General features: G+C 59.1%; 19 protein-coding genes. 12 read left to right on the top strand and 7 right to left on the bottom strand.

Annotated features, from left to right (window positions below):
• Positions 1 to 45: 45 nt before the first annotated feature.
• Entirely contained in the window at positions 46 to 1,443 is a 1,398-nt protein-coding gene (locus AC2FD8_RS00895) for an aspartate aminotransferase family protein (protein ID WP_496853754.1), read from the bottom strand.
• 75 nt (positions 1,444 to 1,518) lie between these two features.
• A complete protein-coding gene (locus AC2FD8_RS00890) occupies positions 1,519 to 2,202 on the bottom strand; it encodes a GntR family transcriptional regulator (RefSeq protein WP_496853755.1) in 684 nt (227 codons plus the stop codon).
• Between the two features lie 142 nt (positions 2,203 to 2,344).
• Here AC2FD8_RS00890 and AC2FD8_RS00885 point away from each other — a divergent pair, with 142 nt between their 5' ends.
• The 7 genes from AC2FD8_RS00885 (at position 2,345) to AC2FD8_RS00855 (ending at position 10,895) form a co-directional block, all read left to right on the top strand.
• Positions 2,345 to 3,430, top strand: a complete 1,086-nt coding sequence (locus tag AC2FD8_RS00885; RefSeq protein WP_496853756.1) for a polyamine ABC transporter substrate-binding protein — start codon at positions 2,345 to 2,347, stop codon at positions 3,428 to 3,430.
• Positions 3,431 to 3,497: 67 nt separating this feature from the next.
• On the top strand, positions 3,498 to 4,625 hold the full coding sequence (locus AC2FD8_RS00880) for an ABC transporter ATP-binding protein (protein WP_496853758.1): 1,128 nt from the start codon (positions 3,498 to 3,500) through the stop codon (positions 4,623 to 4,625).
• Positions 4,625 to 5,515, top strand: a complete 891-nt coding sequence (locus AC2FD8_RS00875; protein WP_496853760.1) for an ABC transporter permease subunit — start codon at positions 4,625 to 4,627, stop codon at positions 5,513 to 5,515. Before AC2FD8_RS00880 ends, AC2FD8_RS00875 begins: the two co-directional genes overlap by 1 nt.
• Positions 5,512 to 6,330, top strand: a complete 819-nt coding sequence (locus AC2FD8_RS00870) for an ABC transporter permease (RefSeq protein ID WP_496853762.1) — start codon at positions 5,512 to 5,514, stop codon at positions 6,328 to 6,330. Before AC2FD8_RS00875 ends, AC2FD8_RS00870 begins: the two co-directional genes overlap by 4 nt.
• Positions 6,327 to 7,628, top strand: a complete 1,302-nt coding sequence (locus AC2FD8_RS00865) for an NAD(P)/FAD-dependent oxidoreductase (RefSeq protein WP_496853764.1) — start codon at positions 6,327 to 6,329, stop codon at positions 7,626 to 7,628. Before AC2FD8_RS00870 ends, AC2FD8_RS00865 begins: the two co-directional genes overlap by 4 nt.
• Positions 7,629 to 7,733: 105 nt before the next feature.
• Positions 7,734 to 8,834 carry an S-methyl-5-thioribose-1-phosphate isomerase gene (gene mtnA / locus AC2FD8_RS00860; RefSeq protein ID WP_496853766.1) on the top strand — a complete coding sequence of 367 codons (1,101 nt, stop codon included), beginning with the start codon at positions 7,734 to 7,736 and terminating at the stop codon, positions 8,832 to 8,834.
• Positions 8,835 to 8,861: 27 nt separating this feature from the next.
• Complete coding sequence (locus AC2FD8_RS00855) at positions 8,862 to 10,895, top strand: bifunctional aldolase/short-chain dehydrogenase (protein ID WP_496853768.1); 2,034 nt, start codon at positions 8,862 to 8,864, stop codon at positions 10,893 to 10,895.
• Between the two features lie 72 nt (positions 10,896 to 10,967).
• Here AC2FD8_RS00855 and AC2FD8_RS00850 read toward each other — a convergent pair whose 3' ends face one another.
• The 3 genes from AC2FD8_RS00850 to AC2FD8_RS00840 form a co-directional block, all read right to left on the bottom strand.
• Positions 10,968 to 13,757 (bottom strand): bifunctional aconitate hydratase 2/2-methylisocitrate dehydratase, encoded by a 2,790-nt coding sequence (locus AC2FD8_RS00850; protein WP_496853770.1) that lies wholly within the window; start codon positions 13,755 to 13,757, stop codon positions 10,968 to 10,970.
• Positions 13,758 to 13,911: 154 nt separating this feature from the next.
• On the bottom strand, positions 13,912 to 15,219 hold the full coding sequence (locus tag AC2FD8_RS00845; RefSeq protein WP_496853771.1) for an HlyD family type I secretion periplasmic adaptor subunit: 1,308 nt from the start codon (positions 15,217 to 15,219) through the stop codon (positions 13,912 to 13,914).
• Complete coding sequence (locus AC2FD8_RS00840; RefSeq protein WP_496853772.1) at positions 15,216 to 16,958, bottom strand: type I secretion system permease/ATPase; 1,743 nt, start codon at positions 16,956 to 16,958, stop codon at positions 15,216 to 15,218. The genes AC2FD8_RS00845 and AC2FD8_RS00840 overlap by 4 nt, the downstream gene beginning before the upstream one ends.
• 264 nt (positions 16,959 to 17,222) lie before the next feature.
• Here AC2FD8_RS00840 and AC2FD8_RS00835 point away from each other — a divergent pair, with 264 nt between their 5' ends.
• The 5 genes from AC2FD8_RS00835 to AC2FD8_RS00815 all read left to right on the top strand — a co-directional run bounded on the left by AC2FD8_RS00835 (position 17,223) and on the right by AC2FD8_RS00815 (position 24,198).
• On the top strand, positions 17,223 to 18,803 hold the full coding sequence (locus tag AC2FD8_RS00835) for an ABC transporter substrate-binding protein (RefSeq protein WP_170493431.1): 1,581 nt from the start codon (positions 17,223 to 17,225) through the stop codon (positions 18,801 to 18,803).
• A gap of 90 nt (positions 18,804 to 18,893) precedes the next feature.
• Positions 18,894 to 20,459: an ABC transporter substrate-binding protein gene (locus tag AC2FD8_RS00830; protein WP_496853773.1), complete on the top strand. Its 1,566-nt coding sequence runs from the start codon at positions 18,894 to 18,896 to the stop codon at positions 20,457 to 20,459.
• A gap of 106 nt (positions 20,460 to 20,565) precedes the next feature.
• On the top strand, positions 20,566 to 21,543 hold the full coding sequence (locus AC2FD8_RS00825; RefSeq protein WP_170375660.1) for an ABC transporter permease: 978 nt from the start codon (positions 20,566 to 20,568) through the stop codon (positions 21,541 to 21,543).
• On the top strand, positions 21,540 to 22,490 hold the full coding sequence (locus tag AC2FD8_RS00820; protein ID WP_496853775.1) for an ABC transporter permease: 951 nt from the start codon (positions 21,540 to 21,542) through the stop codon (positions 22,488 to 22,490). Before AC2FD8_RS00825 ends, AC2FD8_RS00820 begins: the two co-directional genes overlap by 4 nt.
• Before the next feature lie 4 nt (positions 22,491 to 22,494).
• A complete protein-coding gene (locus AC2FD8_RS00815) occupies positions 22,495 to 24,198 on the top strand; it encodes an ABC transporter ATP-binding protein (protein WP_496853777.1) in 1,704 nt (567 codons plus the stop codon).
• Positions 24,199 to 24,228: 30 nt separating this feature from the next.
• Here AC2FD8_RS00815 and AC2FD8_RS00810 read toward each other — a convergent pair whose 3' ends face one another.
• Positions 24,229 to 25,740: a tripartite tricarboxylate transporter permease gene (locus AC2FD8_RS00810; RefSeq protein WP_496853779.1), complete on the bottom strand. Its 1,512-nt coding sequence runs from the start codon at positions 25,738 to 25,740 to the stop codon at positions 24,229 to 24,231.
• A gap of 1 nt (position 25,741) precedes the next feature.
• Positions 25,742 to 26,224, bottom strand: coding sequence for a tripartite tricarboxylate transporter TctB family protein (locus AC2FD8_RS00805; RefSeq protein ID WP_496853781.1), 483 nt, complete (start codon positions 26,222 to 26,224; stop codon positions 25,742 to 25,744).
• Between the last annotated feature and the right edge of the window lie 7 nt (positions 26,225 to 26,231).

Below are 26,231 nucleotides of genomic sequence, written 5' to 3'. Positions count from 1 at the left end.
TGCCGGCGTCTCCCCCGGGATATTTTCAGCCAGATGAAGGGCGGATCAGCAGGCTGCTTTCATCAGGCCCTGCGCGATGATCTCGGCCTGTGTTTCGTCCAGGGATTTGTGGATACGCACGAGCATCTCGTCGATATCCGCAGGGCTGAGGATCAGAGGCGGTGAGATGATCATCCGGTCATCCACATGCCGCATGACCAGGTTGTTGGCAAAGCAGCGGTCGCGGCAGATATAGCCGACTGTGCCGGGGTCCGAGGCGAATTTGGCCCGGCTGGCTTTGTCCGGCGTCAGCGCGATGGACGCCATCATGCCAACGATCTTGGCCTCGCCCACCAGCGGGTGATCGGCCAGCGCCTCCCATTTCTGTTTCAGGTAGGGGGCGGCTACGTCGCGGACATGCTCGACGATCTTTTCCTCTTCGAGGATGCGCAGGTTTTCCAGCGCCACAGCTGCTGCGACCGGATGGCCGGAATAGGTGTAGCCGTGGTTAAACTCGGTGCCGCCGATCACCTCGGCAATCTCGTCATTGACGATGGAGCCGCCGATGGGCGCGTAGCCCGAGCTGAGGCCCTTAGCAATGGTCATGATATGGGGTTTGATCCCAACGATCTGTGATCCGAACCAGTTGCCGGTGCGGCCAAAGCCACAGATCACTTCGTCGGCGATCAGAAGGATATCGTATTTGTCGCAGATGCGCTGGATCTCGGGCCAATAGGTATCAGGCGCGACGATAACGCCGCCTGCGCCCTGAACCGGCTCGGCGATAAAGGCCGCAACGCGGTCTTCACCCAGTTCCTGAATCGCCTCTTCCAACTCGCGCGCACGGGCGAGGCCGAACTCTTCGGGCGTCATGTCGCCACCCTCGGCCCACCAATTGGGTTGATTGATGTGATGGATGTTCGGGATCGGAATACCGCCTTGGGCATGCATTCCGGCCATACCGCCCAGCGAGGCTGAGCCCACCGACGAGCCGTGATAGGCGTTGTGGCGGCTGATGATGATGTTCTTGTCGGGGTGGCCCTTTTCAGCCCAATAGGTGCGCACCAGCCGGATGTTGGTATCGTTCGCCTCGGACCCGCCAGCTGCGAAGAACACGTGGTTCAGATCGCCCGGGGCAAGCTCGGCCAGTTTCCTGGCCAATGCAATTGCGGGCACGTGGGTCGTTTTGAAGAAGGTGTTGTAATAGGGAAGCTCTCGCATTTGGCGCGCGGCGGCTTCGGCCAGCTCATTGCGCCCGTAGCCGATATTCACGCACCACAGGCCGGCCATTGCGTCCAGGATTTGTTCGCCTTCGCTGTCTGTCAGATAGATGCCATTGGCGCGAGTGATGACGCGCGCACCCTCTTTTCCAAGCTCTCCGTTGCTGGAGAACGGGTGCATGTGGTGGGCGGCATCCAGCGCCTGCAATTCGGCGGTGGGCATGTGGTTTGTGATCGTGGACATCCGAAAGACTCCTGCAACGGTGGTTGGGAGCCACGATATGATCAAATTTATTCCTGTCAATCGAATCGGCTGTTTCTAGGTATCTGCTGCGGCCTCCATCATCAGCTCCATGCCCTGTTCGATATCCTGAGCGGTTGCTTTAGCCACCTTTTCTGCATCCCCGGCGCGCAGCCCCGCGATAATATCCTTGTGACGGTCGGGCAGGCTTTGCGTACCGAAGCGACCGCAGACGACACGTAGTGACGGCCCAAACCTGAGCCACAGGCGCTCGGCCAGATCGCACAGAACGGGCGCATCGGCATGTGCGTAGAGCGTTTCGTGAAACTTGAGGTTCAGGTGCAGATAGCCTTGGACGTCACCATCCGCGATCATCTGGTCCAATTGCCGGTCGATACGCTCCAGTTGATCAATCTCGCTGGGGGTCATTGTGGTTGTGGATCGCCTTGAAAGCTCTGATTCTATGGCGATTCTGGCAAAAATCATCTGTTCCACGTCGCCGCTGGACAACAGGGGCACACTGACCCTGCGATTGCCCTGAAACACCAACGCACCGTCCGAGATCAGGCGCCGGATCGCCTCACGCACAGGGGTCATGCCAACGCCCAGAGAATCCGTTAGTCCCTGAATGGTGACGGGCTGACCCGGGACCAACTCTCCGAGCATGATCGTGGATTTCAGGGTGTGGTAGACCTGTTCGTGCGCGGGTCGTTTTCCGGCCTCATTATTGGGCTTTGGCGCCTTTTTTTTGATCAAATCCAATTGGTTTGCCTTGTCTCGTTGGGTGCCGACTTGCCGGGCTGCTGGACTTTGGAAACCATAGTTCAGATCGACGAAAAACGCAAAACTTGATCAAATCCCAAAAAAGGGGACAATACCCGCCAAAATCGCAGGGAGAACAAAAATGACGTTCAAGACACTGACACTTACAGCGGTTCTCGCATTGGGGACTTCGGCGGCCTTCGCCGAAGAGGTGCGAGTCTATAACTGGTCGGACTATATCGACGAGGAGCTTCTTTCGAAGTTCGAGGAAGAGACGGGTCTGACCCTGATCTACGATGTGTTTGACAGCAACGAAGTGTTGGAAACCAAGCTTTTGGCTGGCGGTTCAGGGTACGATGTCGTTGTGCCAACAGGCAGTTTCATGGGCCGTCAGATCGAGGCCGGGGTTTATCAGCCGCTGGATTTGTCCCAACTGTCCAATTCTGGCAACGCTTGGGACGTTATCGCAGAGCGTGTTGCGCAGTTCGACCCTGAGAACAAGTATTCGGTCAACTACATGTGGGGCACCACGGGGCTGGGCGTGAATGTCGGCAAAGTGACCGAAATCCTCGGTGAGGATGCGCCAATTGACTCGATGGAATTGATCTTCAATCCCGATAACATGGAGAAACTGGCGGCTTGCGGCGTTCATTTTCTGGATGCGCCGGATGAGATGGTCCCCGCAGCCATGGTTTACGCCGGCTTGGATCCGAACTCTGCGAACAAGAAGGATATCGCCAAAGCAGAAGAGGTTTTTGCGGCGGTTCGCCCACATGTCGCCAAGTTTCACAGTTCCGAGTACATCAACGCGCTTGCGAATGGCGAGATTTGCGTAGCTGTCGGTTTTTCTGGGGATGTGCTTCAGGCGCGTGATCGCGCAGCCGAAGCCGAAAACGGTGTCGAAATCGCGTACAACGCCTTCAAGGAAGGGTCGCAAATGTGGTTTGATCAGATGGCGATTCCGGCCGATGCACCTAACCCGGAAGGGGCGCATAAATTCATCAACTTCATGCTGGATGGCCAGAACATGGCCGATGCTTCGAATTATGTGTACTACGCCAATGGCAACAAGGCCTCGCAAGAATTTCTTGCAGAAGATGTGATCGGCGATCCGGCGATCTATCCTTCGGCTGAGGCGATGGAAAACACCTACATCAAGGGGCCATACCCACAAAAAACGCAACGCGTGGTGACGCGTATGTGGACCAAGATCAAATCGGGCACCTGATCCGATTTCGCGCAAGGCGGCGGGGATCGCCTTGCGCCCACTTTCAGATTGTCGAACGGGGGCCGTTTTGAACTCTGACGTCTTTGCGCCATGGGATGACCCGCAGGCGAAACCCTTGATCCAATTCCGGAATGTCACCAAACGGTTTGGAGATTTCACGGCCATAGACAATCTGTCTCTGGACATTTTCGAGAAAGAATTCTTTGCCTTGCTCGGTCCTTCGGGCTGCGGCAAGACCACAATGATGCGGATGCTGGCGGGGTTCGAAACGCCGACTGAGGGGCACATCATTCTTGGCGGTCAGGACATTGACCCGATCCCGCCCAACAAGCGGGCGGTGAACATGATGTTCCAGTCCTACGCGCTGTTTCCGCATCTCACCATCTGGGAAAACATCGCCTTCGGTCTGCGCCGGGACAACATGCCCAAGCATGACCTTGAGGACCGGGTGGAAGAGATGCTGCGCCTGACCCGGCTCGAGCAATTTGCCCGCCGCAAGCCGCATCAGATCTCGGGTGGTCAACGGCAACGGGTCGCGCTGGCGCGGTCGTTGGCGAAGGCACCTAAGTTATTGTTGTTGGACGAACCTCTGGGTGCGCTGGACAAGAAGCTGCGGCAGGATACGCAGTTCGAACTGATGGATATTCAGGAAAAGACCGGCACGACCTTTGTGATCGTCACCCACGATCAGGAGGAAGCCATGACCGTTGCCAGCCGCGTGGCGGTGATGGATCAGGGCAAACTGATGCAGGTCGCCACACCCGATCGCATCTATGAAAACCCGAACTCGGTTTATGTCGCTGACTTCATCGGTGACGTGAATATCATCGAAGGCCACGCCACCGCAAATGGTGAGGAAACCTATCGGATCGACTGGGCCGAAGGGCAGGCTCCGCTGACGGCAACCTCGGCGAACGGCCTCTCGGACGGTCAGGCCTGCCATCTGGCGATCCGGCCCGAGAAGGTGACGATCTCAACCGACCGCCCTGCTGACGCAATCAATGCCGTGCAGGGCAAGGTGTTGGACATCGCCTATCTGGGCAACCTCTCGACCTATCATGTCGAATTGCCGGACGGCACGATCATCAAGGCGCAGACGGCCAATACCCGTCGCATCTCGCGCCGGTCATTTACCTGGGAAGACCCGGTCTGGCTGTCCTGGACAGCGACGGCTGCGGTTCTGTTGGCAAGCTGATGCGTCGCGCGCTGCTGATCGCAGTTCCTTATGTCTGGCTGTTGGCGCTGTTTTTGGTACCGTTTTTCATTGTCCTGAAAATCTCACTTTCGGACGCGGAACTGGCGATCCCGCCCTACACCCCGACATTGGACCTGTCGCAGGGCTGGGCTGGAATCAAGGATTTCTTCAGCCAGCTGGATTTCGAGAATTTCGTCTGGCTGACCGAGGATGACCTCTATTGGAAAGCCTACCTGTCCAGCTTGAAGATCGCCCTTATTTCGACCTTTCTGACGCTGCTGGTGGGATACCCAATCGCCTATGGCATGGCGCGCGCGCCTGCCGAATGGCGCCCGACGTTGATGATGTTGGTGATCCTGCCGTTCTGGACCTCATTCCTGATCCGCGTTTACGCGTGGATGGGTATCCTGTCGAACGAAGGCTATCTGAACCAGCTACTGATGTGGACGGGTATCATCTCGACTCCGCTGACGATTCTGAACACCAATACGGCGGTCTATATCGGGATCGTCTACACCTATCTGCCGTTCATGATCCTGCCGATCTATTCGTCATTGGAGCGCATGGACGGGTCGCTGATCGAGGCCGCCGAGGACCTGGGATGCTCGCGTCTACAGGCCTTCTGGCTGGTAACGATCCCCTTGTCGCGCCCCGGTATAATTGCGGGCTGTTTCCTTGTGATGATCCCGGTGATCGGTGAGTTCGTGATCCCCTCACTTCTGGGCGGCTCGGGCACCCTGATGATCGGCAAGGTTCTGTGGGAGGAGTTCTTCTCAAACCGTGACTGGCCAGTGGCAAGCGCGGTGGCGGTGGTCCTGCTGCTGATCCTCGTGGTGCCGATTGTGCTGTTCCAGCGCAACCAGCAGAAACAGGCGGAGGCTGAGAAATGAACAGGTTAAGCTGGTTCAACACGGTTTCCCTGACGCTGGGGTTTGCGTTCCTGTACATCCCGATGATCATACTGATCATCTTCAGCTTCAACGAAAGCAAACTGGTCACGGTCTGGGCCGGGTTCTCGACCAAATGGTACGGAGAGCTGACCCGGAACGAAGCGTTTCTGGACGCGGCATGGGTGACGATCCGGGTGGCGGTGTTCTCATCGACATTGGCAACCATTCTGGGCACCGCCGCGGCCTATGTCTTGGTGCGCGGAGGGCGTTTCTTTGGCCGGACCCTGTTCTCGGGAATGATCTATGCACCATTGGTCATGCCCGAGGTGATCACCGGCCTGTCCCTGTTGCTGCTGTTCATCGGCATTGGATTGGATCGGGGGATTCTGACTATTGTTCTGGCGCACACGACCTTTTCAATGTGCTTTGTCTCAGTCGTTGTCTCTTCGCGTCTTGTGACCTTTGACCGGTCGCTGGAAGAAGCCGCCTTGGACCTTGGCTGCTCGCCCGCGCAGGCGTTTCGTCTGGTGACCCTGCCGATCATCGCGCCGGCGGTAGTCTCGGGCTGGCTGCTGGCCTTTACCTTGTCGCTGGATGATCTGGTGATTGCGTCCTTTGCCTCGGGCCCGTCTGCCACGACCTTGCCGATCAAGATTTTCTCGGCCGTGCGGCTTGGTGTCAGCCCCGAGATCAACGCGCTGTCGACCCTCATGATCGCGGTTGTGACGATTGGTGTCATCACTGCCTCATTGGTGACCAAACGCGCCATGATGCGGCAAAAGCGGGATGAGATGGCCGCTATGCGCGCCGAATGAAACGGATATTTCCAGACTACACCTATGGCGACGGGCCAAGGCAGGGGTGCTGGTGGGATGAAACCATCGCCGCCCCCGACTGGCCCGCACAGCAGGGAAATCTGCAAGTTAATGTTGCCATCATCGGCGGCGGCTTCACCGGAGCCTCTGCCGCATTGCATCTGGCGGATGCAGCCGTGTCCGTCGCAGTGTGTGAGGCTGAAACACCCGGTTGGGGGGCTTCGGGCCGCAATGGTGGGTTCTGCTGTTTGGGGGGATCAAAACTCAGCTACAAGGCAATGTGTCGTCGCTATGGTGAGGCTTCGGCGCAAGCCTATTCCGAAGCTGAAAGCGACGCGGTTCAGTTGGTTGCAACCCTTCTGGACCGCTACGGGATCGACGTGGATCGGCATTCCAAGGGTGAAACGCAACTCGCTCATTCCCGCCGCGCGATGGAGGCGCTGAGGCGCAAGGCCGAAGAAAACGGCATATTGCATGAAGCCGCTGATCTACCCGGTCTGGGCCTGAACGGGCCATTTCACGGAGGATACACAACTCCCCTTGGGTTCGGCCTGAATCCCCGGAAATACCTTTTTGGCTTAACCAAAGCCGCGCAGGCGCAAGGCGCAGTGTTTTTTCAGAACAGCCCCGCTCTGAGCGTTGAGAAGACCGCGTCAGGTTTTGCTGTACAAACCCCAAAGGGCCAAATCCGAGCAGAAAAGGTGTTGGTCTGCACCAATGGGTACTCCAGCGAAGATATCCCGTCCTGGATGTCGGCTCGTTACATGCCTGCCCAATCCACGGTGCTTGTCACCCGTTCTCTGACACCGGCCGAGAAGACGGCGCAGGGTTGGACCTCGGATCAGATGTCCTACGATACGCGCAACCTGCTGCACTATTTTCGCCTGATGCCGGATGGCCGGTTCCTGTTTGGCATGCGGGGTGGGCTGCGGTCCTCAGCCAAAGCCGAAGAGGTGATCCGCGCGCAGGTGCAACGTGATTTCAAACGTATGTTTCCGGCGTGGTCCAAGGTGGACGTCACCCATATCTGGTCGGGCATGGTGTGCATGTCGCGCGATCTGGTGCCGTTCGTTGGGCCTGTTCCTGATCAGACCGGGATGTTTGCGGGTTTTGCCTATCACGGCAACGGCGTCGCCATGGGCACCTATGGCGGGCGTGCTATGGCGCGGTTGGCGCTGGGTCAGGCCAGCGGGCTGCCCGAAGTCATGGCGCAACCCGCCCGGCGCTTTCCTCTGGGCCGTTGGCGGCGCGCGCTGATGCCGCCAGCCTATGCCGCCATGGGGTTGGCCGATCTGTGATCCGCTGCCAAAGGGGGCGTGAAAACAACCCATTGGCGCTTGAGGCCTGCGCAAAAATACTGGAACGTGTGGCTGACCCCATGAAACCTGACCGGAGGGCAGAGGATGAAAATAGGCGGTGTTCACTACCACTCGATCTGGCGCGACGCGGAAAGCGGCGGGGTCAGCATCATCGACCAGCGCTGGCTGCCGCATGATTTCCGGATTGCCACGCTATCCTCTCTGGCCGAGTTTGAGGCCGCAATCCGCGAGATGTGGGTGCGTGGCGCGCCTCTGATAGGGGCAACCGCCGCCTATGGTATGGCGGATGCGATGTCCCGTGACCCGTCTGATCAGAACTTTGAAAATTCAGCTTCGGTTCTGAACGCAACCCGGCCAACGGCGGTCAACCTGAATTGGGCGTTGCAGCGCTGTCGGCAGGCCCTGCTGCCGCTTCCGCCCGATCAACGTGCCGCCACGGCCTGGGCGCTGGCGGATGAGATCTGCGAAGAGGATGTCGAGATCAATCGCCAGATCGGAGAACATGGGCTTGCTTTGATCCGCGAGATCGCCGCCCGCAAACCCGCGGGAGAGCCGGTGCGCCTGCTGACCCATTGCAATGCCGGGTGGCTGGCCACCGTGGATTGGGGCACTGCGACCAGTCCGATGTATCAGGCGCATAACGCCGGGGTGCCCATCCATGTCTGGGTCGATGAAACGCGACCCCGGAACCAAGGGGCCTTAACCGCGTGGGAGCTGGGCGAACATGGCATCAGCCATCAATACATCGTCGACAATGCAGGCGGTCACCTGATGCAGCATGGTCTGGTCGATCTGGTGATCACCGGGACGGATCGTACCACCTCGACCGGCGATGTCTGCAACAAGATCGGCACCTATCTGAAAGCTCTGGCCGCGCATGACAACAACGTGCCGTTCTACGTGGCCTTGCCCTCACCCACCATCGATTGGACGCTTCAGGACGGGGTTGCCGAAATCCCGATCGAGGACCGACCGGACCGCGAAATCTCGCACGTGTTTGGCATGACAGAGGGTGGCATTGGTGAGGTTTGCGTTGTCCCCGATGGCTCGGATGTGGGCAACCCGGCCTTTGATGTCACGCCGAACCGTCTGGTCACCGGTTTGATCACCGAACGGGGTGTTTGCGACGCCAGCGCCGACGGTCTGGCGGCCATGTTCCCCGACAAGGTTGGCCAAGCCGCCTGAGCCAAGAATGATAAGGATACACAAGACATGATCGAAAACATGTACAAGGCGCGGGCCGCCGCTGACTGGCGGGAGGCTGCCGGGGCCGATCCGGCGGATCAGGAATTGGCCGAGCGGGTCTACACGTCGCGCCTGATTGGTCAGAACCCGGATCTGCTGATGCATGGCGGGGGCAATACCTCGGTCAAGCTGGAACGCTCTGACCTTTTCGGCGAGATGCGGCCTGTTCTGCACGTCAAAGGTTCGGGCTGGGATCTGGACACGATCGAAGCGCCCGGATTGCCGGGGGTCTGGCTGGATCCGCTGTTGAAGCTGCGCGCGCTCGATAAGCTGTCGGATGAGGACATGGTGAACTACCAGCGCTCAAGCCTGCTGAATTCGGCCTCGCCTAACCCATCAGTCGAAACATTGCTGCATGCCTTCCTGCCGCATAAATATGTCGATCACACCCACGCCACTCCGTTTCTGATCCTCGCCGACCTGCCCAATGCTGAAGAGGTCTGTCGCGAGATATTCGGCGACCGCTTGGGGATCGTGCCTTACATCATGCCCGGTTTCAGCCTCGCCAAGGCAGCAGCGGATGTGTACGACGCCAACCCTGATGTTGAGGGGTTGCTGCTGCTGAAACATGGTCATTTCGCCTTTGGCGCCACAGCGCAGGAAAGCTACGACAAGATCGTTCAGCATACAAATGAGGTTGCGACCTATCTGGGCCTGACCGAACTGACGCCGATTGGTGAACGTCTGCCGGCCAACGGGCTGGACATGTTGCCCGTCTTGCGTGGCGTGATCGCCGAAGTCACTGCGGATAGGGATGGCGCGATGCCCGTTTTTGACCTGCGAAATGGCGCCGCGACGCATGCGTTTATGGCGCGCGGCGATGTGGATGCGCTGGCAACGCGCGGCATGGCCTCACCGGATCACGTTTTGCGTACCAAGGGCTGGCCGCTGGTTCTGAAACAGGCGGACTTGACCAATCGGGATAGTATCAAGGCCAAGGTCGAAGCCTTCGCTGAAGACTACCGCGCCTATTTCGACCGTCAGGCCCCTGAGGCTGCGGAGCCCAAGACCATGCTGACCCCTGATCCGAAACATGCGTGGATCGAAGGGATCGGTGTTTTGGGGATTGGGGTCAACGCCAAGGCGGCCTCGGCCTCGGCTGATCTGGCCGAGCAGAACATCCGCGTGCGCGCCGTCGCAGAAGACGCGGGCGGGTTCTATCCGATTGGCGAAAAGGATATGTTTGATTGCGAATATTGGTCGTTGGAGCAAGCAAAGCTAGGCAAAGGCACCCCACCGCCGTTTCAGGGCCGGGTCGTCATGGTGACCGGCGGGGCTGGCGCGATTGGTCTGGCAACCGCCAAGGCCTTTGCCGCCAAGGGGGCGAATGTCGTTCTGGTGGATCGGGATCAAGCGGCTCTGGATGCGGCCCTATCCCAATTGGGGCGTTGGCATATGGCTTGCGCGCTCGACATAACGCAATCTGACTCTGCCGTTACCGCGATGGCGGCTGCGGTTGCGGGTTTCGGAGGGTTGGATATTCTTGTGTCGAATGCGGGCACGGCCGCCGGTGGCGCTCTGGTCGAGCTGGAGGATGAAGCCTTCCGTGCGGCCTTTGAATTGAACTTTTTCGCACACAAGGCCTTTGCCACCGCCGCTGCCAAGCTGATGCAGGATCAGGGGCGGGGTGGGCAGATTCTGTTCAACATTTCGAAACAGGCGGTCAATCCCGGTCGAAATCTGGGGGCTTATGGAACCCCTAAAGCCGCCACGATGTTCCTGATGCGGCAATTGACGCTGGAACTGGCGGGGGCTGGTATTCGGGTCAACGGGGTCAATGCCGACAAGATACGATCGGGCCTGCTGACGGATGCGTTCATCAAGGAACGCGCCGCTGCGCGCGGTGTCAGCGAAGAAGTCTATATGGGCGGCAACCTTCTGGGCCGCGAGGTCGAGGCGCATCATGTCGCCGAAGGCTTTGTCAATCTTGCTTTGATGGAGCGTACCACGGGACACGTCATCACGGTCGACGGTGGCAATACCGAGGCTGAACTGCGCTAGCTTCGCCCCCGGAAAACACATGCGCGCGACCGATGAACGGCCGCGCGTAGGAAAAATGTGTCCAATGCGGCGTTAGAAATGCGCCGATTGAGTGGCCGGGTTTTTCGCAACCGGCGGGGCGAACTTGGTCAGGTCGATCCCTTCAACCGAGGCTTTGTATTCCTCGATCGTGGGCGTCCGGCCCAGAATGGCCGACAGCACAACAACCGGGGTCGAGGCCAGCAGCGATTCACCTTTCTTGTCCGGCGCATCTGCCACGACGCGGCCCTGGAACAGGCGGGTCGAGGTCGCCAGAACCGTGTCGCCCTTGGCAGCCTTTTCCTGGTTACCCATGCACAGGTTACAGCCGGGACGTTCGAGATACAGAATGTTCTCGTACTCGGTCCGGGCCTTTTCCTTCGGGAACAGGTCGTCGAATTCAAAGCCCGAGTATTTCTCAAGCACGTCCCAGTCGCCTTCTTCCTTCAACTCGTCGATGATGTTGTAGGTCGGGGCTGCAACCACCAGCGGGGCCTTGAACTCGACCTTGCCGGTTTCCTTTTCAAGGTTCTTCAGCATCTGGGCCACGATCTTGATGTCGCCCTTATGCACCATGCACGAGCCGACAAAACCCAGATCCACATGCTTTTCGGCATTGTAGAACGAGATCGGACGGATCGTGTCGTGGGTATAGCGCTTGGAAACGTCGGCGTTGTTGACATCCGGGTCGGCGATCATCGGTTCGACGATCTGGTCCAGATCAACGACAACCTCGGCGAAATACTTCGCGTTGTCATCGGGTTGCAGCGCTGGCTTTTCGCCTGACTTGATCTCGGCAATGCGTGTGTCGGCGATGTTGATCAGCTTTTGCAGCATGCCATTCTCATGCTCCATGCCTTTGTCGATCATGATCTGGATGCGCGACTTGGCCAGTTCCAGCGAACCGATCAGGGTGTCGTCATTCGAGATACAGACCGAGGCCTTGGCCTTCATCTCGGCAGTCCAGTCGGTGAAGGTGAACGCCTGATCCGCCAGCAGCGTGCCGATATGAACCTCGATCACGCGGCCCTGGAACACGTTGTCGCCATGCTGTTCCAGCATCTGCGCCTGGGTCGCATGCACCACGTCGCGGAAATCCATATGCTCGGCCATTGTGCCCTTGAAGGTCACCTTGACCGATTCAGGGATCGGCATCGAGGCCTCACCCGTGGCCAGCGCCAGCGCCACGGTGCCCGAGTCCGCCCCGAACGCCACGCCTTTGGACATGCGCGTGTGGCTGTCGCCGCCGATGATGACCGACCAGTCATCCACGGTGATGTCATTCAGCACCTTGTGAATCACGTCTGTCATCGCATGATAGACGCCTTTCGGGTCACGCCCTGTGACGAGGCCGAAATCGTTCATGAACTTCATCAGGCGCGGGGTGTTGGCCTGTGCTTTGAGGTCCCAGACCGAAGCCGTGTGACAGCCGGACTGATACGCCCCGTCAACAATGGGCGAGACAACCGTTGCGGCCATCGACTCAAGCTCTTGCATGGTCATCAGGCCGGTTGTGTCCTGCGAACCGACGATGTTGACCTTGACGCGCACGTCCGACCCGGCATGCAGCGTCTTGCCGGGCGTGGTGCCAACGGCGTTCTTGTTGAAGATCTTTTCAACCGCTGTCAGGCCCTGGCCCTCGTGGCTGATTTCTTTCGACGGCGCAAAGACCAGCGGTGCCTCAACACCCAGTGCCTCGGCTGCGAATGTCTGCAGTTTCTTGCCGAAGACGATGGCGTAGGAACCGCCCGCCTTCATGAACTCAACCTTTTGCGGCGTGAAGGACGAGGTCACATCGACCAGCTCTTCGCCATCTTCGCTCAGCAGCTTGTGGTCCTTGGTGTTGATCTTCAGAACCGTTCCGGTGGCGACCGAGTACTTCTCTTCCAGGATCGGGTTGCCGTCGTTGTTCAGGATTGCGTTGCCATCCTCATCGACCTTTTTGACCCAGTTCTTCAGGTCCAACCCGATGCCACCGGTCACGCCGACGGTGGTCAGGAAGATCGGCGAAATGCCGTTGGTGCCCGCCACGATGGGGGCGTAGTTGACGAAGGGCACATAGGGGCTGGCTTGTTTGCCGGTCCACAGCGCCACGTTGTTCACACCCGACATACGGGACGAGCCCACACCCATGGTGCCCTTTTCGGAGATCAGCATCACGCGCTTGCCTGGATGCTGGATTTTCAGCGCCTCGATTTCTTGCTGCGCGGCTTCGGTGACAAAGCACTGACCATGCAATTCACGGTCCGCGCGCGAGTGTGCCTGATTGCCCGGCGACAGCAGGTCGGTTGAGATGTCCCCTTCGGCGGCGACATAGGTGACAACCTCGATCTCTTCGTCGACGTCGGGCAGTTTGGTGAAGAACTCAGCCTTGGCGTAGCTTTCAAGGATATCTTTCGCCACCGCATTGCCTGCATCAAGCGCAGCTTTCAGCCGGTCGGTATCCGCGTCATACAGGAACACCTGCGTCTTCAGAACCTCAGCCGCTTTGCCTGCAATCGCTGCATCGTCACCCAATGCCAGATCCAACAGAACCTTGACCGAGGGACCGCCCTTCATGTGCGACAGCAGCTCGAACGCGAAATCCTGCGAGATTTCTTCGACATCGGCCTGACCCAGAATGATCTCTTTCAGAAACGCGGCCTTCACACCCGCAGCGCTGGTTGTGCCGGGCAGGGTGTTGTAGATGAAGAAATGCAACGAGTCCGCGCGATGTTCATTCCGAGGGTCGCGGATCTGGTCGGTGATCTCTTTTGTCAGGGCGCCGTCATCGACGGGTTTGGGGTTCAACCCCTGCTCTTTGCGTGTTTCGATCTCGGCAAGGTAATCAGTATACAGGCTCATGGCTATCCCGACGTATTGGCGTTAGAAGGTGCTTGAGACCCGGGTATCAGACATGGGTCTGACGCCCGGATACGCTCTTTGTATGCGGCGGTATACTAAATCAGCAAGGATTGCAAGTCACCACACCGGGACAGGTTGCCTCAGGAAAAGCGACCTATTCCCGGAATGCCCGAGTGAAGTAGTCGGTCAGCGGTTTGGTCAGGTAGGACAGCGGAGTACGCTCATCCGTTTTGATCATCGCTTCGACCGGCATTCCCGGCAGCAGAGCTTGCCCGTTCAGGCGATCCAACTGACCGTCATCGGGGACCAGTTCTGCCCGGTAGAAGGTAAAACCGGTGGCTTCATCTATGAAAGTATCGGCCGAGACATTGATGACATGACCGTTCAGTTCAGGGGTTTCACGCTGGTTGAAGCTGGGAAAGCGCAGGGCGACCTCTTGCCCGCGAAACAGCTGATCCACGTGGATCGCATCCACCTTGGCTGCCACAAGAAGCGGCGTATCCTGAGGCACCACATACATCATTTGTTCAGCCGGTTGGATGACCGACTGCAGGGCGAAAACCTGACTGTCATAAACGGTGCCTGAAACGGGCGCGCGGATATCCAGACGCGAGAGGCGCTCGGTCAGGGACAGGCGTCGTTCGGCCAGCTCGGCAATGCGCGTCTGCGCGTCACGCAGCGTTGTGATCGCTTCTTCCCGGCGGGTCGCGTTCAGCTCCAGTATCTGGATCTCGGTCGAGGCGATCTGGCCTTTCAGCCGGGCGATGGTCGCCTCGAGCCGCCCAATCGCACCTGTCAGGTTGGCCTCTTCCCGCTGCAGAGCGGAAACGCGGCTGGCTTGCGTCAGGCCGCGCTCCAGCAGGCTTTCCTGATCCTTGAGTTCCTGGCTGATCAGATCCACTTGCTTCAGGGCGGCGGTCAACTGTGCTTGTGTGCCGTCGATTTCGTTTTCGATCTGCGTTTTCTGCCGGGTCAATTGTTCTGTCTGTTGTGCCAACGTCTCGTTACGGGCATCAAACAGGCGCTGCTGACCTGCGATCAGATCGTCTGCGATGTTCTCGCGTTGCTGTACCTCGCGCAGCTTTGCCGCCAGCTCATCAGAGGTGGCGCCATCGCGTTCCGCCTGCAACCGGGCCTGACGGCTGAGCAGTTCGAACAACTGCGTTTCGACCACGGTCTTTTCCGAGGCCAGAAATGTATCATCCAGACGCAGCAGCAGATCGCCGCTTTCGACCTGATCCCCGTCACGCACCAGGATCTCGCCGACGACACCGCCATCAGGATGTTCAACCACCTGACGGTTGCTTTGCACCTCGATCACGCCTTGCGAGATAATTGCCCCGGCCAGTTGGGTCCGGACGCTCCAGATGCCGATGCCTACAACAAGGATGAACAGGGCGAGAAACCCCACAATTGCGGGGAAGGTTATGCGCCAACTGCGGCGCGCGGCAGGGTTGTTCATTTCTCACCCACTTTATTGAGGTGCCGTTTGATCGCACCGGCGTTCTGAACCATCGAGCCCAGAACCTCGTCCCGGCTGCCCGCTTTGACGATCTGGCCTTTCTCGACCACGATCAGGTCATCACATTCAGAAATCGCCTGTGGACGGTGCGTCATGATAATCGCGGCCTTGCCGCTTTTCTTGAGGCTGCGTACCGCGCGGTTCAGCGCCTCGGTGCCGTCCGCATCCAGGGCCGAGTTCGGTTCGTCAAGGATCAGCAGAACAGGATCACCATAAAGCGCACGGGCAAGCGCGATCCGTTGTTTCTGACCGCCAGACAGCTGGCTGTCATTGCCTTCCAGGAAAGTGTCATACCCTTTTTCCAAAGACATGATCAGTTCATGCGCGTTGGCCTTTTTGGCGGCGGCGACAACGGCGGCGTCATCGGGTTGTTGCGACATCCGGGCGATGTTCTCAGTTACCGTTCCGTTGAACAGCGTGACTTGCTGTGGCAGGTAGCCGATGTAGTGGCCCAGATCATCTGCTGCATATTGATCCAGTGTCGCGCCTCCCAGACGAATCTCACCCGCCGCGGGGGTCAGCAAACCCAGAAGCGCCTTGGCCAGAGTCGTCTTGCCCGAACCGCTTTTGCCGATCACTCCCAGCGCCTTGCCGGGGTCCAGTTGCAGCGAGGCATTGCGCAGCGTTGGCTTTTGGACGCCGGGCGGAATGACCGTCAGACCTTTTGCGATCAGTCGCGCCTCGGGCACGGGCAATTTGGTCTTGGTCTGCTCGGGCGGGGTTTCATCAAGGAAGGTGCCAAGACGGGACCACGCGGTTCGCGCGTTTTCGATCATCCCCCATTGGCCCACCGCCATTTCCACGGGTGCCAATGCGCGACCCAGCAGGATTGAACCGGCGATCATGGCCCCGGCTGTCATCTCGTTGCGTAACACCAGCCAAGCGCCAAGCGCCAACATTGCGGATTGCAGGAACAGGCGCAGCGATTTCGTCAAAGATGTGAAACTGCCGGTCCAGTCGCTGGCAGAAATGCTTTGTGACAAGGCGTTGCTGCGCTGTGACAACCAGCGCTGCGCGACGTCACCCTGCATGCCTTGTGACCGAACAACCTCGGCCGCTTGTCTTGCTTGTTCTGCAAACGCATTGGCCCGGCCAGAGGCAACCTGAGCCTCGGCCACCTTTTGTCTGGTCAGGATCTGGTTGAGCAATGCGATGACGATCAGCAATGTCCCACCAGCAACCGCCAGCCATCCCAGCAGCGGGTGAAACAGGAAGATTGCGGCCAGAAAAACGGGCGTCCAGGGAATATCCATAACGGCAAGGAATACGGGCGACGCGCAAAGCGACCGCACGGCCTCCAGATCGCGCAAGGCTGTTGCGGGGGCTGAACGGACCTGTGGATACAGCGCGCGTCGAATGGTTCCGTCAAAGACCCGCTCGTCCAGAGAGGATTGGAACTTGGCCCCGAACCGCGCCACGATCCGGCCGCGCGCGTAGTCCAGCATCGCCATAAGGCCATAGAGCAGCCCCACCAGCAGAAACAGCGCCGTCAGCGTCTCGACCGAGCGCGAGCTGAGAACCCGGTCATAGACCTGCAGCATGAATAGCGGCCCGGTCAGCATCAGCAGGTTCACGAAGATACTGAACAGGAACGCGACGCCCAGAAACGATACGCTCTGATTGCGCACTGTCTGAAGCTCTCGCCTCGGGTTGGGCGGTTTGCGGTTTGTTTGTTTCAACTCAATGTCCCCGAAACGCAGTTCAGCCTGGCGCGGTTACTTTTTTCTTACCGCGAACAGACTCTCGAAGAAAGAGAAAGGGTATGCAACTCGATCGTTGCAGGACCAGCGATATCTGGCCAAATGGTAAAGCCCCGGACGAAAGTCGTGCCCCAATTAAGCATTGCAAGTTTCAAAATGATTTGGATTATCAAGGGCACGTTGATCGCGCTTCGTCGATCACCCGCCATCCGTGCGGGTCAAAAAAGAACTGGGGAGATTACAATGAAAGTGAAACACTTGCTGGTCGCAGCCAGTGCCATGGCCCTGTTGGCCGGTGCTGCCTCTGCGGAAACTCTGCGCTGGGCACGTGCGGGCGACTCGCTGACGATGGACCCGCATGCACAGAACGAGGGGCCGACCTCGGCCATGGCGCATCAGATCATGGAAACGCTGGTGATGCGGGACCATTCCGGCGCGCTTGTGCCGTCACTGGCGACCGAATGGGCCCCGTCCGAGGAAAACCCGAACGTTTGGGTGTTCAAGCTGCGCGAAGGCGTGACCTTCCATGACGGGGCCGAGTTCGACAGCGAAGACGTTGTCTTCTCGCTCAACCGCGCGATGACGCCGGATTCGGACTACAAAGAACTGCTCGCCTCGGTCAAAGAGGTGCGCGCGCCGGACAAATACACGGTCGAGATCGAAACCAACGGTCCGAACCCGATCATGCCCAACAACCTGACCAACATGTTCATGATGGACAAGGCCTGGGCCGAGGCAAATAACGCCGTGAAGGTGCAGGACTATGAAGGGGGCGAGGACACATTCGCCGCCAAGAACGCCAACGGTACTGGCCCGTACAAGCTGGTCAGCCGTGAACCGGATGTGAAAACCGTTCTGACCGCGAATGAAAACTACTGGGGCAAGGATGAGTTCCCCCTTGAGGTGACCGAGATCATCTATACGCCGATCCAGAACGCCGCGACCCGGGTTGCTGCATTGCTATCGGGTGAGGTCGATTTCATTCAGGACGTGCCGGTACAGGATCTGGCCCGCGTTGCGGATACCGATGGTCTGGACGTGCGGACCGCGCCTCAGAACCGGGTGATCTTCTTCGGCATGAACATGGGTGATGCCGATCTGGGTTCGGACAATGTGGACGGGAAGAACCCGTTGGCAGACGTACGTGTGCGTCAGGCGATGTCCAAGGCCATCAACCGGGATGCCATCAAACAGGTCGTTATGCGCGGCCAGTCGGCCCCTGCTGGCATGATCGCACCGCCTTTCGTGAATGGTTGGGATGAGGGCATGGACAGCTCCTCGACGACAGATATCGAAGGGGCCAAGGCCCTCATGGCCGAGGCTGGATACCCGGATGGGTTCTCGATCACGCTGAACTGCCCCAATGACCGCTATGTCAATGACGAAGCGATCTGTCAGGCTGCCGTCGGCATGCTGGCGCAGATCGGTGTCACGGTTAATCTGGATGCCAAACCCAAGGCGCAGCATTTCCCGCTGCTCTCGAACCTCGAGACCGACTTCTACATGCTGGGCTGGGGCGTTCCGACCTACGATTCCGAGTATATCTTCAACTTTCTGGTTCACACCAAGGGTGAGAAATACGGCTCGTGGAATGCGACCCGGTACAACAACCCGGATCTGGACGCCAAGATTCAGGGGCTGGCCTCTGAAACGGACCTTCCGAAGCGTGACGCGCAGATCGCCGAGATCTGGCAGGTGGTGCAGGACGATCAGCTGTATATCCCGATCCACCATCAGGTGCTGAACTGGGGTATGAAGTCGAATGTCGGCACAATTGTTGAGCCTGAAGATTCGCCGAAGATCAAATACTTCACCATGAACTAAGGTTCAGGATCCAAGACAGGGCAGGGCGCAGATCAGCGCCCTGTCATTTGGTGTTTCACGACTGTTCACCCAAAACTGAGAGATATCGCCATGACCTTCAAGGCAACGGCCATCGGTTTGGCCTTTTTGGCCGCAAGCGCCGCTCAGGCAGCCGAATTCAAATGGGCCTCGACTACCGATCCGCAGACCATGGACCCGCACGCCGTCAACTCGGCTGCTGTTCTTGGGTTCCTCAACAACGTCTACGAAGGGCTGGTCCGCCGTGGCAAGGACATGAGCGTTGAGCCCGCCTTGGCCACGAGTTGGGAGCCGATCGGAGACGGCGAAGGCTGGCGGTTCACCCTGCGCGAGGGCGTGACGTTCCACGATGGCAGCACATTCGACGCGCAGGACGTTCTGTTCAGCTATCAACGCGCCTCGGATGAGGTCTCGGATACCCGCAGTTGGTTTGCACCGATCAGCGAAGTCAGGGTGGTCGATGACTATACCGTCGATTTCATGACCACTGCACCCAACCCGCTTTTCCCGTCCTCCATTGCCAATTGGATGATCATGGATCAGGGCTGGGCTGAGGCTAATGAGGCCGCTCTGCCCGACAAGGAAATCGGGAACTACGCGACGCTGAATGCCAACGGCACCGGCGCGTTTCAGATCACCGCGCGCGAGCCCGGTCTGCGCACCGTTCTGGAACCTTTTGAAGGCTGGTGGGGCGAAGCCGAGCACAACATAACCCGCGCCGAATTCAACCCGATCCAGAACCCTGCCACCTCCGTCGCGGCCTTGCTGTCCGGTGATGTGGACATGATCAACCCGGTCCCGATTCAGGACGTGGCGCGCCTACAGGGCAATGATGAGGTCGAGGTCATTCAAGGGATCGAGGCCCGTGTGATCATGCTGGGCTTTGATCATCAGGCTGAGGCTCTGAAATACACCGACGATGCTGGCAAACCGAACCCGTTTCAGGATGCGCGCGTGCGTCAGGCCGTGGCGCATGCGGTGAATGTCGATGCCATCCTTGCCACGATCATGCGCGGCAATGCCGAGGCGGTCTCGCAACTCGTAAGCCCGGCGATGAGCGGTTACTCGGCGGTCAATGCAGAACGCCCCGCCTACGATGTCGAGGCCGCAAAGGCCTTGCTGGCCGAGGCTGGGTACGCGGATGGGTTTTCGTTCGGCCTCAAATGCCCCAATGACCGCTATCTGAATGACGAGGCCGTCTGTCAGGCGATTGTCAGCATGCTCGCGCAGATCGGCCTGACGGCGGAACTAGAGGCGATGCCGGTGCGCAACTACTGGCCCGAGCTGCGCGAAGACAATTACGACATGTACCTGCTGGGCTGGAGCCCGGGCACGTTCGACGCCGAACACCCCGTGCGCTTTCTGGTCGCGACACCCAACGAAGAGAAAAAGCTGGGCAGCTGGAATTTCGGCGGCTTCTCGAACGCGCGTGTCGATGAACTGCTGCCGCAGATTCAATCCGAACTGGATGAAGGCACGCGTCAGGCCATGTTGGACGAAGTCACCAGCATCATTCAGGATGAGCAGGTCTATGTTCCGATGTATGTGCAACCTCTGGTCTGGGGGACGCGCAGCAATATCGAGCTGACCCAACGCCCGGACAACTTCTTCATCCTGCGATGGGTGACCGTAAACTGAAAACGCTGTTCAGGGGGCCGGGTCGTTCTGGCCCCTGTTTCGTTAGCGGTATCTTGACCATTTGGTCAGACGCGGCTTAGACAGGCCGATCAACCGGGGATTCTGAATGTTCGCATATATTGTTCGAAGGATGTTCCAATCCGTGATCGTTTTGCTGGTCGTGGGTCTGGTCGCGTTCTCGATGTTTCGTTTTGTCGGCGATCCGATCGACAACATGCTGGGTCAGGAACGCACACAGGCCGATATCGACCGGCTGAGGACGGAACTGGGCCTCGATCAGCCGTTTGTCGTGCAATACGCTAAGTTCCTGCAAGGCGCGGTTCAGGGCAATTTCGGAGTGTCCTACCGTCAGGGTCGCCCGGTCTCGACCATCATCGCCGAGCGTGCGCCCGCGACATTGGAGCTGGCCTTCGTGTCAGGTTTCCTCGCCATCACCATGGGCATCGCGCTGGGCGTCTTTACGGCGATCCGACGACAAGGGGTCGCGGCGAATATCATCATGACGGTCAGTCTGATCGGGGTCTCTCTGCCCACCTTCCTGATCGGGATATTGCTGATTTACATATTCTCGGTCGAACTTGACCTCTTACCCAGTTTCGGCAGGGGTGAGACGGTCATGATCGGAGGCTGGTCAACCGGGTTTCTGACCACCTCGGGCCTGAAGGCGCTGATCCTGCCCGCGATTACGCTGGGCCTGTATCAGATGACCCTGATCATGCGTCTGGTGCGGTCCGAGATGCTAGAGGTTCTGCGCGCCGACTACGTCCGTTTCGCCCGCGCCCGAGGGCTGTCGGACAGGGTGATCAACTTCCGCCACGCGCTGAAGAACACGCTGGTGCCGGTGATTACGATCACGGGCCTGCAACTGGGCTCGATCATCGCTTTTGCCATCATCACCGAGACGGTGTTTCAGTGGCCCGGAGTCGGGCTGCTGTTCATCAACGCGATCCAGTTCGTCGATATTCCCGTCATGGCCGCCTATCTGATGCTGATTTCGGTCATGTTCGTGACGATCAACCTGATCGTCGATCTTCTTTACTATGCCATTGACCCGCGCCTGCGTGTCGACGCGAGGGCCACATGACCGATACGATCGAAACCCCGCAAGCTGCCCCCAAGTCGCGCTTTGCCAAAGCTTGGGACAGCGATTTCGCATGGTCTTTCCGGCATTCGCCCGTGGCCGTCATCGCCTCGGCTGTCGTGCTGATCCTTGTGCTTTGCGCCATTTTCGCGCCCTTGATCGCGCCTTACAATCCTTTTGATCCGGCGACGCTGAACCTGATGAACGGCTTCACACCGCCGGGCACACCGAATGCGTTTACGCAGGAGACCTTCCTGCTGGGCACGGATGATCAGGGCCGGGATGTGTTCTCGACCATCCTCTATGGGCTGCGCATTTCCTTGTTCGTGGGGGCTGCCGCCGTGTTGCTGGCGCTGATCATCGGAGTCGTTCTGGGGCTGGTCGCGGCCTATTACGGCGGCTGGGTCGAGACGCTGATCATGCGGATTGCCGACGTTCAACTGACCTTTCCGGCGATTCTGGTCGCCATGCTGATCTTCGGCATCGCCAAGGGTGTGACCCCGCCGGAGTATCGCAACGAGATGGCGATCTACGTATTGATCATCGCCATCGCTTTGTCCGACTGGGTCCAGTTTGCGCGCGTCGTCCGCGGGGCGGCGCTGGTCGAGAAGAACAAGGAATACGTTCAGGCTGCGCGGCTGATCGGCCGTGGCTCATTCCCGATCATGTTCCGTCACATCCTGCCCAATGTCCTCAGCCCGGTTCTGGTCATCGCGACGATCTCGCTGGCGCTGGCCATCATCGCCGAGGCGACGCTGAGCTTCCTTGGTGTCGGCGCGCCTCCGACCCAGCCTTCGCTGGGAACGCTCATCCGTATCGGGCAAGGGTTCCTGTTCTCGGGCGAATGGTGGATTCTGTTCTTCCCTGCCTGTACCCTTCTGGCCCTTGCTCTGTCCGTGAACCTGCTGGGCGACTGGCTGCGCGATGCGCTGAACCCAAAACTGCGGTGATTTCATGAGCCTTCTGACCATCCAAGACCTCACCGTCGAATTCCCGACCCGCCGCAAGCTGTTCACTGCGGTGGATCATGCAGACCTGTCGGTCGAGCCGGGCGAAATCCACGGTTTGGTGGGCGAATCCGGTGCGGGTAAATCCACCATCGGTGCGGCTGTCATGGGGCTGCTGGAACGTCCCGGACGGATCGCCAGCGGCCAGATCAAGCTGGGCGGCGAGCAGATCAGCGGCCTTGATGCCGAGGCGATGCGCGGCCTGCGTGGCAAGAAGATCTCGATGATCTTTCAGGACCCGCTGACCTCGCTGAACCCTTTGTTTACGGTGCGAGAGCAACTGACCGAAACCATTCTGGCCCATTTGGGCGGCACCGAGGCCGAGGCCAATCAACGCGCCCGCGACCTGATTGACCGCGTGGGTATACCGGACCCGGATACGCGTCTGGACCAATACCCGCACCAATTCTCGGGCGGGATGCGGCAACGGGTCGTGATCGCCTTGGCGCTGTGTACCGAACCGGATGTGATCATCGCGGATGAGCCGACCACAGCATTGGATGTGTCCGTTCAGGCGCAAATTCTGGACCTGATCAAGGAATTGGCGCGGGAACGGCAGGTCGGCGTCATTCTGATTACGCACGACATGGGGGTCATCGCCGACACAACAGACCGCGTGACCGTCATGTACGCTGGCAAGGTTGTCGAAAGCGGGACAACCGCGCAGGTGATGGGGCAGCCGCAGCACGAATACACGCGGTCGCTGATCGCGGCGGTACCACGCCCGACACTCAAGCTGCACCGGTTCCCTCAGATCAGCTATGGCGGGCGTGAGACGCGCTTTGCGATCGAGGATATGGCGCGCCATTGGCCGAAAGTGGACAATGACATGTCCAAGCCCGTGTTCGAAATCCGCAATCTGACCAAACGCTTCCTACAACGGCGCGGTCTTTTGCCTTGGGATCGGACCTATTTCACCGCCGTCGATGATGTGAGCTTTGATATCCGTGCGGGCGAGGTGTTCGGCGTAGTGGGTGAGTCCGGCTCGGGCAAGTCCACCGTGGCGCGGATGATTGCGGGGTTGTACCCGGTTGATGGCGGCTCGATCACGTTTGACGGGCAGTTGGTCAGTGATCTGGGCGACAAAGCCGTGCAGGACGCATACCGCAAGAACATCCAGATGATCTTTCAGGATCCCTATTCCTCGCTAAACCCCAGAATGCGCGTGGACGAAATCGTGGCTGAACCCATCCGCCATCACCGCCTTATGAGCGGCTCAGACGTCAAACGCCGGGTGGATGAGCTGTTGGATCAGGTCGGGCTGGGTTCGGAAGCGGGCCTGAAATACCCGCATGAGTTCTCGGGCGGGCAGCGTCAGCGTATCTCCATTGCGCGGGCCTTGGCGACGCAGCCTCGGTTCCTGATCTGCGATGAGCCGACCAGCGCGCTTGATGTCTCGATCCAGGCGCAGATCCTGAATATCCTGAAGGACCTGCAAGAGCATCTGGGCCTGACGATGCTGTTCATTAGCCACGACCTACCGGTCGTGCGGCAGATGTGCGACCGCGTTGCGGTGATGAAAGCAGGGCAGATGGTCGAAATCCAAGAGACCGACGCCCTGTTTGCCAGCCCGCAGACGGACTACGCCAAAGAACTGCTGCACCTGATGCCGCGACTGGACGATCTTTCGACCGAGGGCCTCGAGGTTTAAGCGCGCCCTCCAGCGCAGTCTGTCAGAAGATCAGTCCCCATCCGCAATCCCGGCGGCCCGTGCCCGCGCACGGCGCGCGCGGTAGCTGGGCAACAGCACCAGAAGGACGGCGATCACCAGCAGGCCAAGGGTCATCGGGCGCTCCCAGATGAAGGCAATCCCGTCATAGAGCTGCATTGAGCGGGCAAAGTTGTCCTCCATCATACCGCCAAGGATGAACCCGATCAGAAGTGGGGCGAGTGGGTAATCGGCGAATTTCAACGCGGTGGCGCAGATGCCGAAGCCGACGAGGATCAGCAGCTCGGTCGCGTTGTTCTGGCCTATGTAGGCACCCATCAGGGTGAAGAACAGGATGAACGGGATCAGGAAGTTGCGCGGTACCGCCAGCACTTTGGCGATGTAGGGGATCAGCGGCAGGTTCAGGATCAGCAGCACCAGATTGCCGATGAACATCGACATGATGACGGCCCAGAAGATCTGCGGCTCGTCAATCATCAGGCGCGGGCCGGGCGTCACGTTCAGGGCGATCAGCGCCCCCAGCAGGATGGCCGTGGTGCCTGATCCGGGGATGCCCAGTGTCAGCAATGGCACGAAGGACCCGGTACAGGCCGCGTTATTGGCGGATTCCGGTGCGGCCAGACCTTTGATCGAGCCTTTGCCGAACTCTTCCTGTTCCTTCTTTGGCGCGATGTTACGTTCAACCGCATAGCCGAGGAAGCTGGCAATCGTCGCCCCAGCCCCAGGAAGGACGCCGATGAAGAAGCCCTGAACCGACTGACGGCCAATGACGGGCGCAATCGCTTTTGCTTCATCTTTGGTGATGCGCAGGTCCTTGATCTTGCCATCATCACCTTTCAGGTCTTTGGGCTTCAGGACCAGAAACAGCGCCTCGGGCAGGGCAAACATGGCCATGGCAAGAGTGATGAAGCCGAAACCGGACTGCAGGTCCATGATACCCATGGTGAAGCGGGGCAGGTTGAACAAAGCGCCTTCGCCCACGGTGGCCATGATCAGGCCTAGGATCGTCATGATCATGGCTTTGGCAACCTGACCCGACCCTGCGAAGGCCGCGATGGCAGACAAGCCTACGACCATAAGGGCAAAGTACTCGGCCGAATGGAACAGCAACGCGACTGAGGACAGTGCTGGCGCGAAGACCATCAACAGAATGGCGCCAAGCGTGCCACCCGCGAAGCTGGCGATGGCCGCGATGGTCAGCGCCTTCCCGGCCTTGCCTTGCCGCGCCATTGGGTAGCCATCGAAACTTGAGGCCACGGTGCCCGCAACCCCCGGTGCGTTCAACAGGATCGACGAGGTCGAGCCGCCGAAAATCGCGCCGTAGTAGACGCCCGCCAGCAGGATCAGCGCTGCCGAAGGATCGCCCATTGAAATTGCGACCGGGATCATGATGGCGATGATCGACATCGGGCCGAGGCCCGGAAGCATGCCGATGAAGGTGCCGATCAGGCATCCGGCGATGACCATCAGCAGGTTTTGGATTGAGAATGCCGTTTGCAGGCCGATCAGAAGTCCTTCAAGCATGTCAGCCTCCTAGAATGCCCGGCAGGGGGCGCATGTATATGCCCAGCACTTCCTGAACCAGATACCAGACCGCGCCGGTGGCGATGAAGGCGACCGGCAGCATGATGTGCCATTTGCGCTCGCCCAGTATGAAAGAGCCGAGGATCAGGAAGGCAGAAGTCGAGATCAGAAAACCGACGGGACGAAGGCACAGGGCGTAGATCACCATTAGGGCCAGCAGCATCAAAGCTTGATCAAGGTGGTAGTCGCCCAGACGGCGGTAGTCGATATCGGCCGCTTTCGGCTCGGATTTTTCGAAACCCAGCAGGATGATCGTGCAGGCGATGATGCCCAGAACAGACAGCACTTTGGGGAAGGTGCTTGGCCAAATAGGGTTGCGCTGCATGAAGGGAGGCAGGCCGCCATCCATCGTAAACCAGGCGGCATAGCCATAGGCCAGACAGACCCCAAGCAAAACAAGCGCGATCCAGCGATCCAGCGCCATGACATCC

Source organism: Ruegeria sp. YTSC192, assembly GCF_059609705.1.
Note: the sequence above shows the minus strand (reverse complement) of the source record. Positions and strands in the feature narration are given on the sequence as shown.

Bases quoted from the DNA above. Each gene is read 5' to 3' on its own strand.
- AC2FD8_RS00895 (WP_496853754.1), bottom strand. From the start codon at position 1,443: ATGTCCACGATCACAAACCACATGCCCACCGCCGAATTGCAGGCGCTG.
- AC2FD8_RS00885 (WP_496853756.1), top strand. From the start codon at position 2,345: ATGACGTTCAAGACACTGACACTTACAGCGGTTCTCGCATTGGGGACT.
- AC2FD8_RS00875 (WP_496853760.1), top strand. From the start codon at position 4,625: ATGCGTCGCGCGCTGCTGATCGCAGTTCCTTATGTCTGGCTGTTGGCG.
- AC2FD8_RS00870 (WP_496853762.1), top strand. From the start codon at position 5,512: ATGAACAGGTTAAGCTGGTTCAACACGGTTTCCCTGACGCTGGGGTTT.
- AC2FD8_RS00865 (WP_496853764.1), top strand. From the start codon at position 6,327: ATGAAACGGATATTTCCAGACTACACCTATGGCGACGGGCCAAGGCAG.
- mtnA (WP_496853766.1), top strand. From the start codon at position 7,734: ATGAAAATAGGCGGTGTTCACTACCACTCGATCTGGCGCGACGCGGAA.
- AC2FD8_RS00855 (WP_496853768.1), top strand. From the start codon at position 8,862: ATGATCGAAAACATGTACAAGGCGCGGGCCGCCGCTGACTGGCGGGAG.
- AC2FD8_RS00850 (WP_496853770.1), bottom strand. From the start codon at position 13,757: ATGAGCCTGTATACTGATTACCTTGCCGAGATCGAAACACGCAAAGAG.
- AC2FD8_RS00845 (WP_496853771.1), bottom strand. From the start codon at position 15,219: ATGAACAACCCTGCCGCGCGCCGCAGTTGGCGCATAACCTTCCCCGCA.
- AC2FD8_RS00835 (WP_170493431.1), top strand. From the start codon at position 17,223: ATGAAAGTGAAACACTTGCTGGTCGCAGCCAGTGCCATGGCCCTGTTG.
- AC2FD8_RS00830 (WP_496853773.1), top strand. From the start codon at position 18,894: ATGACCTTCAAGGCAACGGCCATCGGTTTGGCCTTTTTGGCCGCAAGC.
- AC2FD8_RS00825 (WP_170375660.1), top strand. From the start codon at position 20,566: ATGTTCGCATATATTGTTCGAAGGATGTTCCAATCCGTGATCGTTTTG.
- AC2FD8_RS00820 (WP_496853775.1), top strand. From the start codon at position 21,540: ATGACCGATACGATCGAAACCCCGCAAGCTGCCCCCAAGTCGCGCTTT.
- AC2FD8_RS00815 (WP_496853777.1), top strand. From the start codon at position 22,495: ATGAGCCTTCTGACCATCCAAGACCTCACCGTCGAATTCCCGACCCGC.
- AC2FD8_RS00810 (WP_496853779.1), bottom strand. From the start codon at position 25,740: ATGCTTGAAGGACTTCTGATCGGCCTGCAAACGGCATTCTCAATCCAA.
- AC2FD8_RS00805 (WP_496853781.1), bottom strand. From the start codon at position 26,224: ATGGCGCTGGATCGCTGGATCGCGCTTGTTTTGCTTGGGGTCTGTCTG.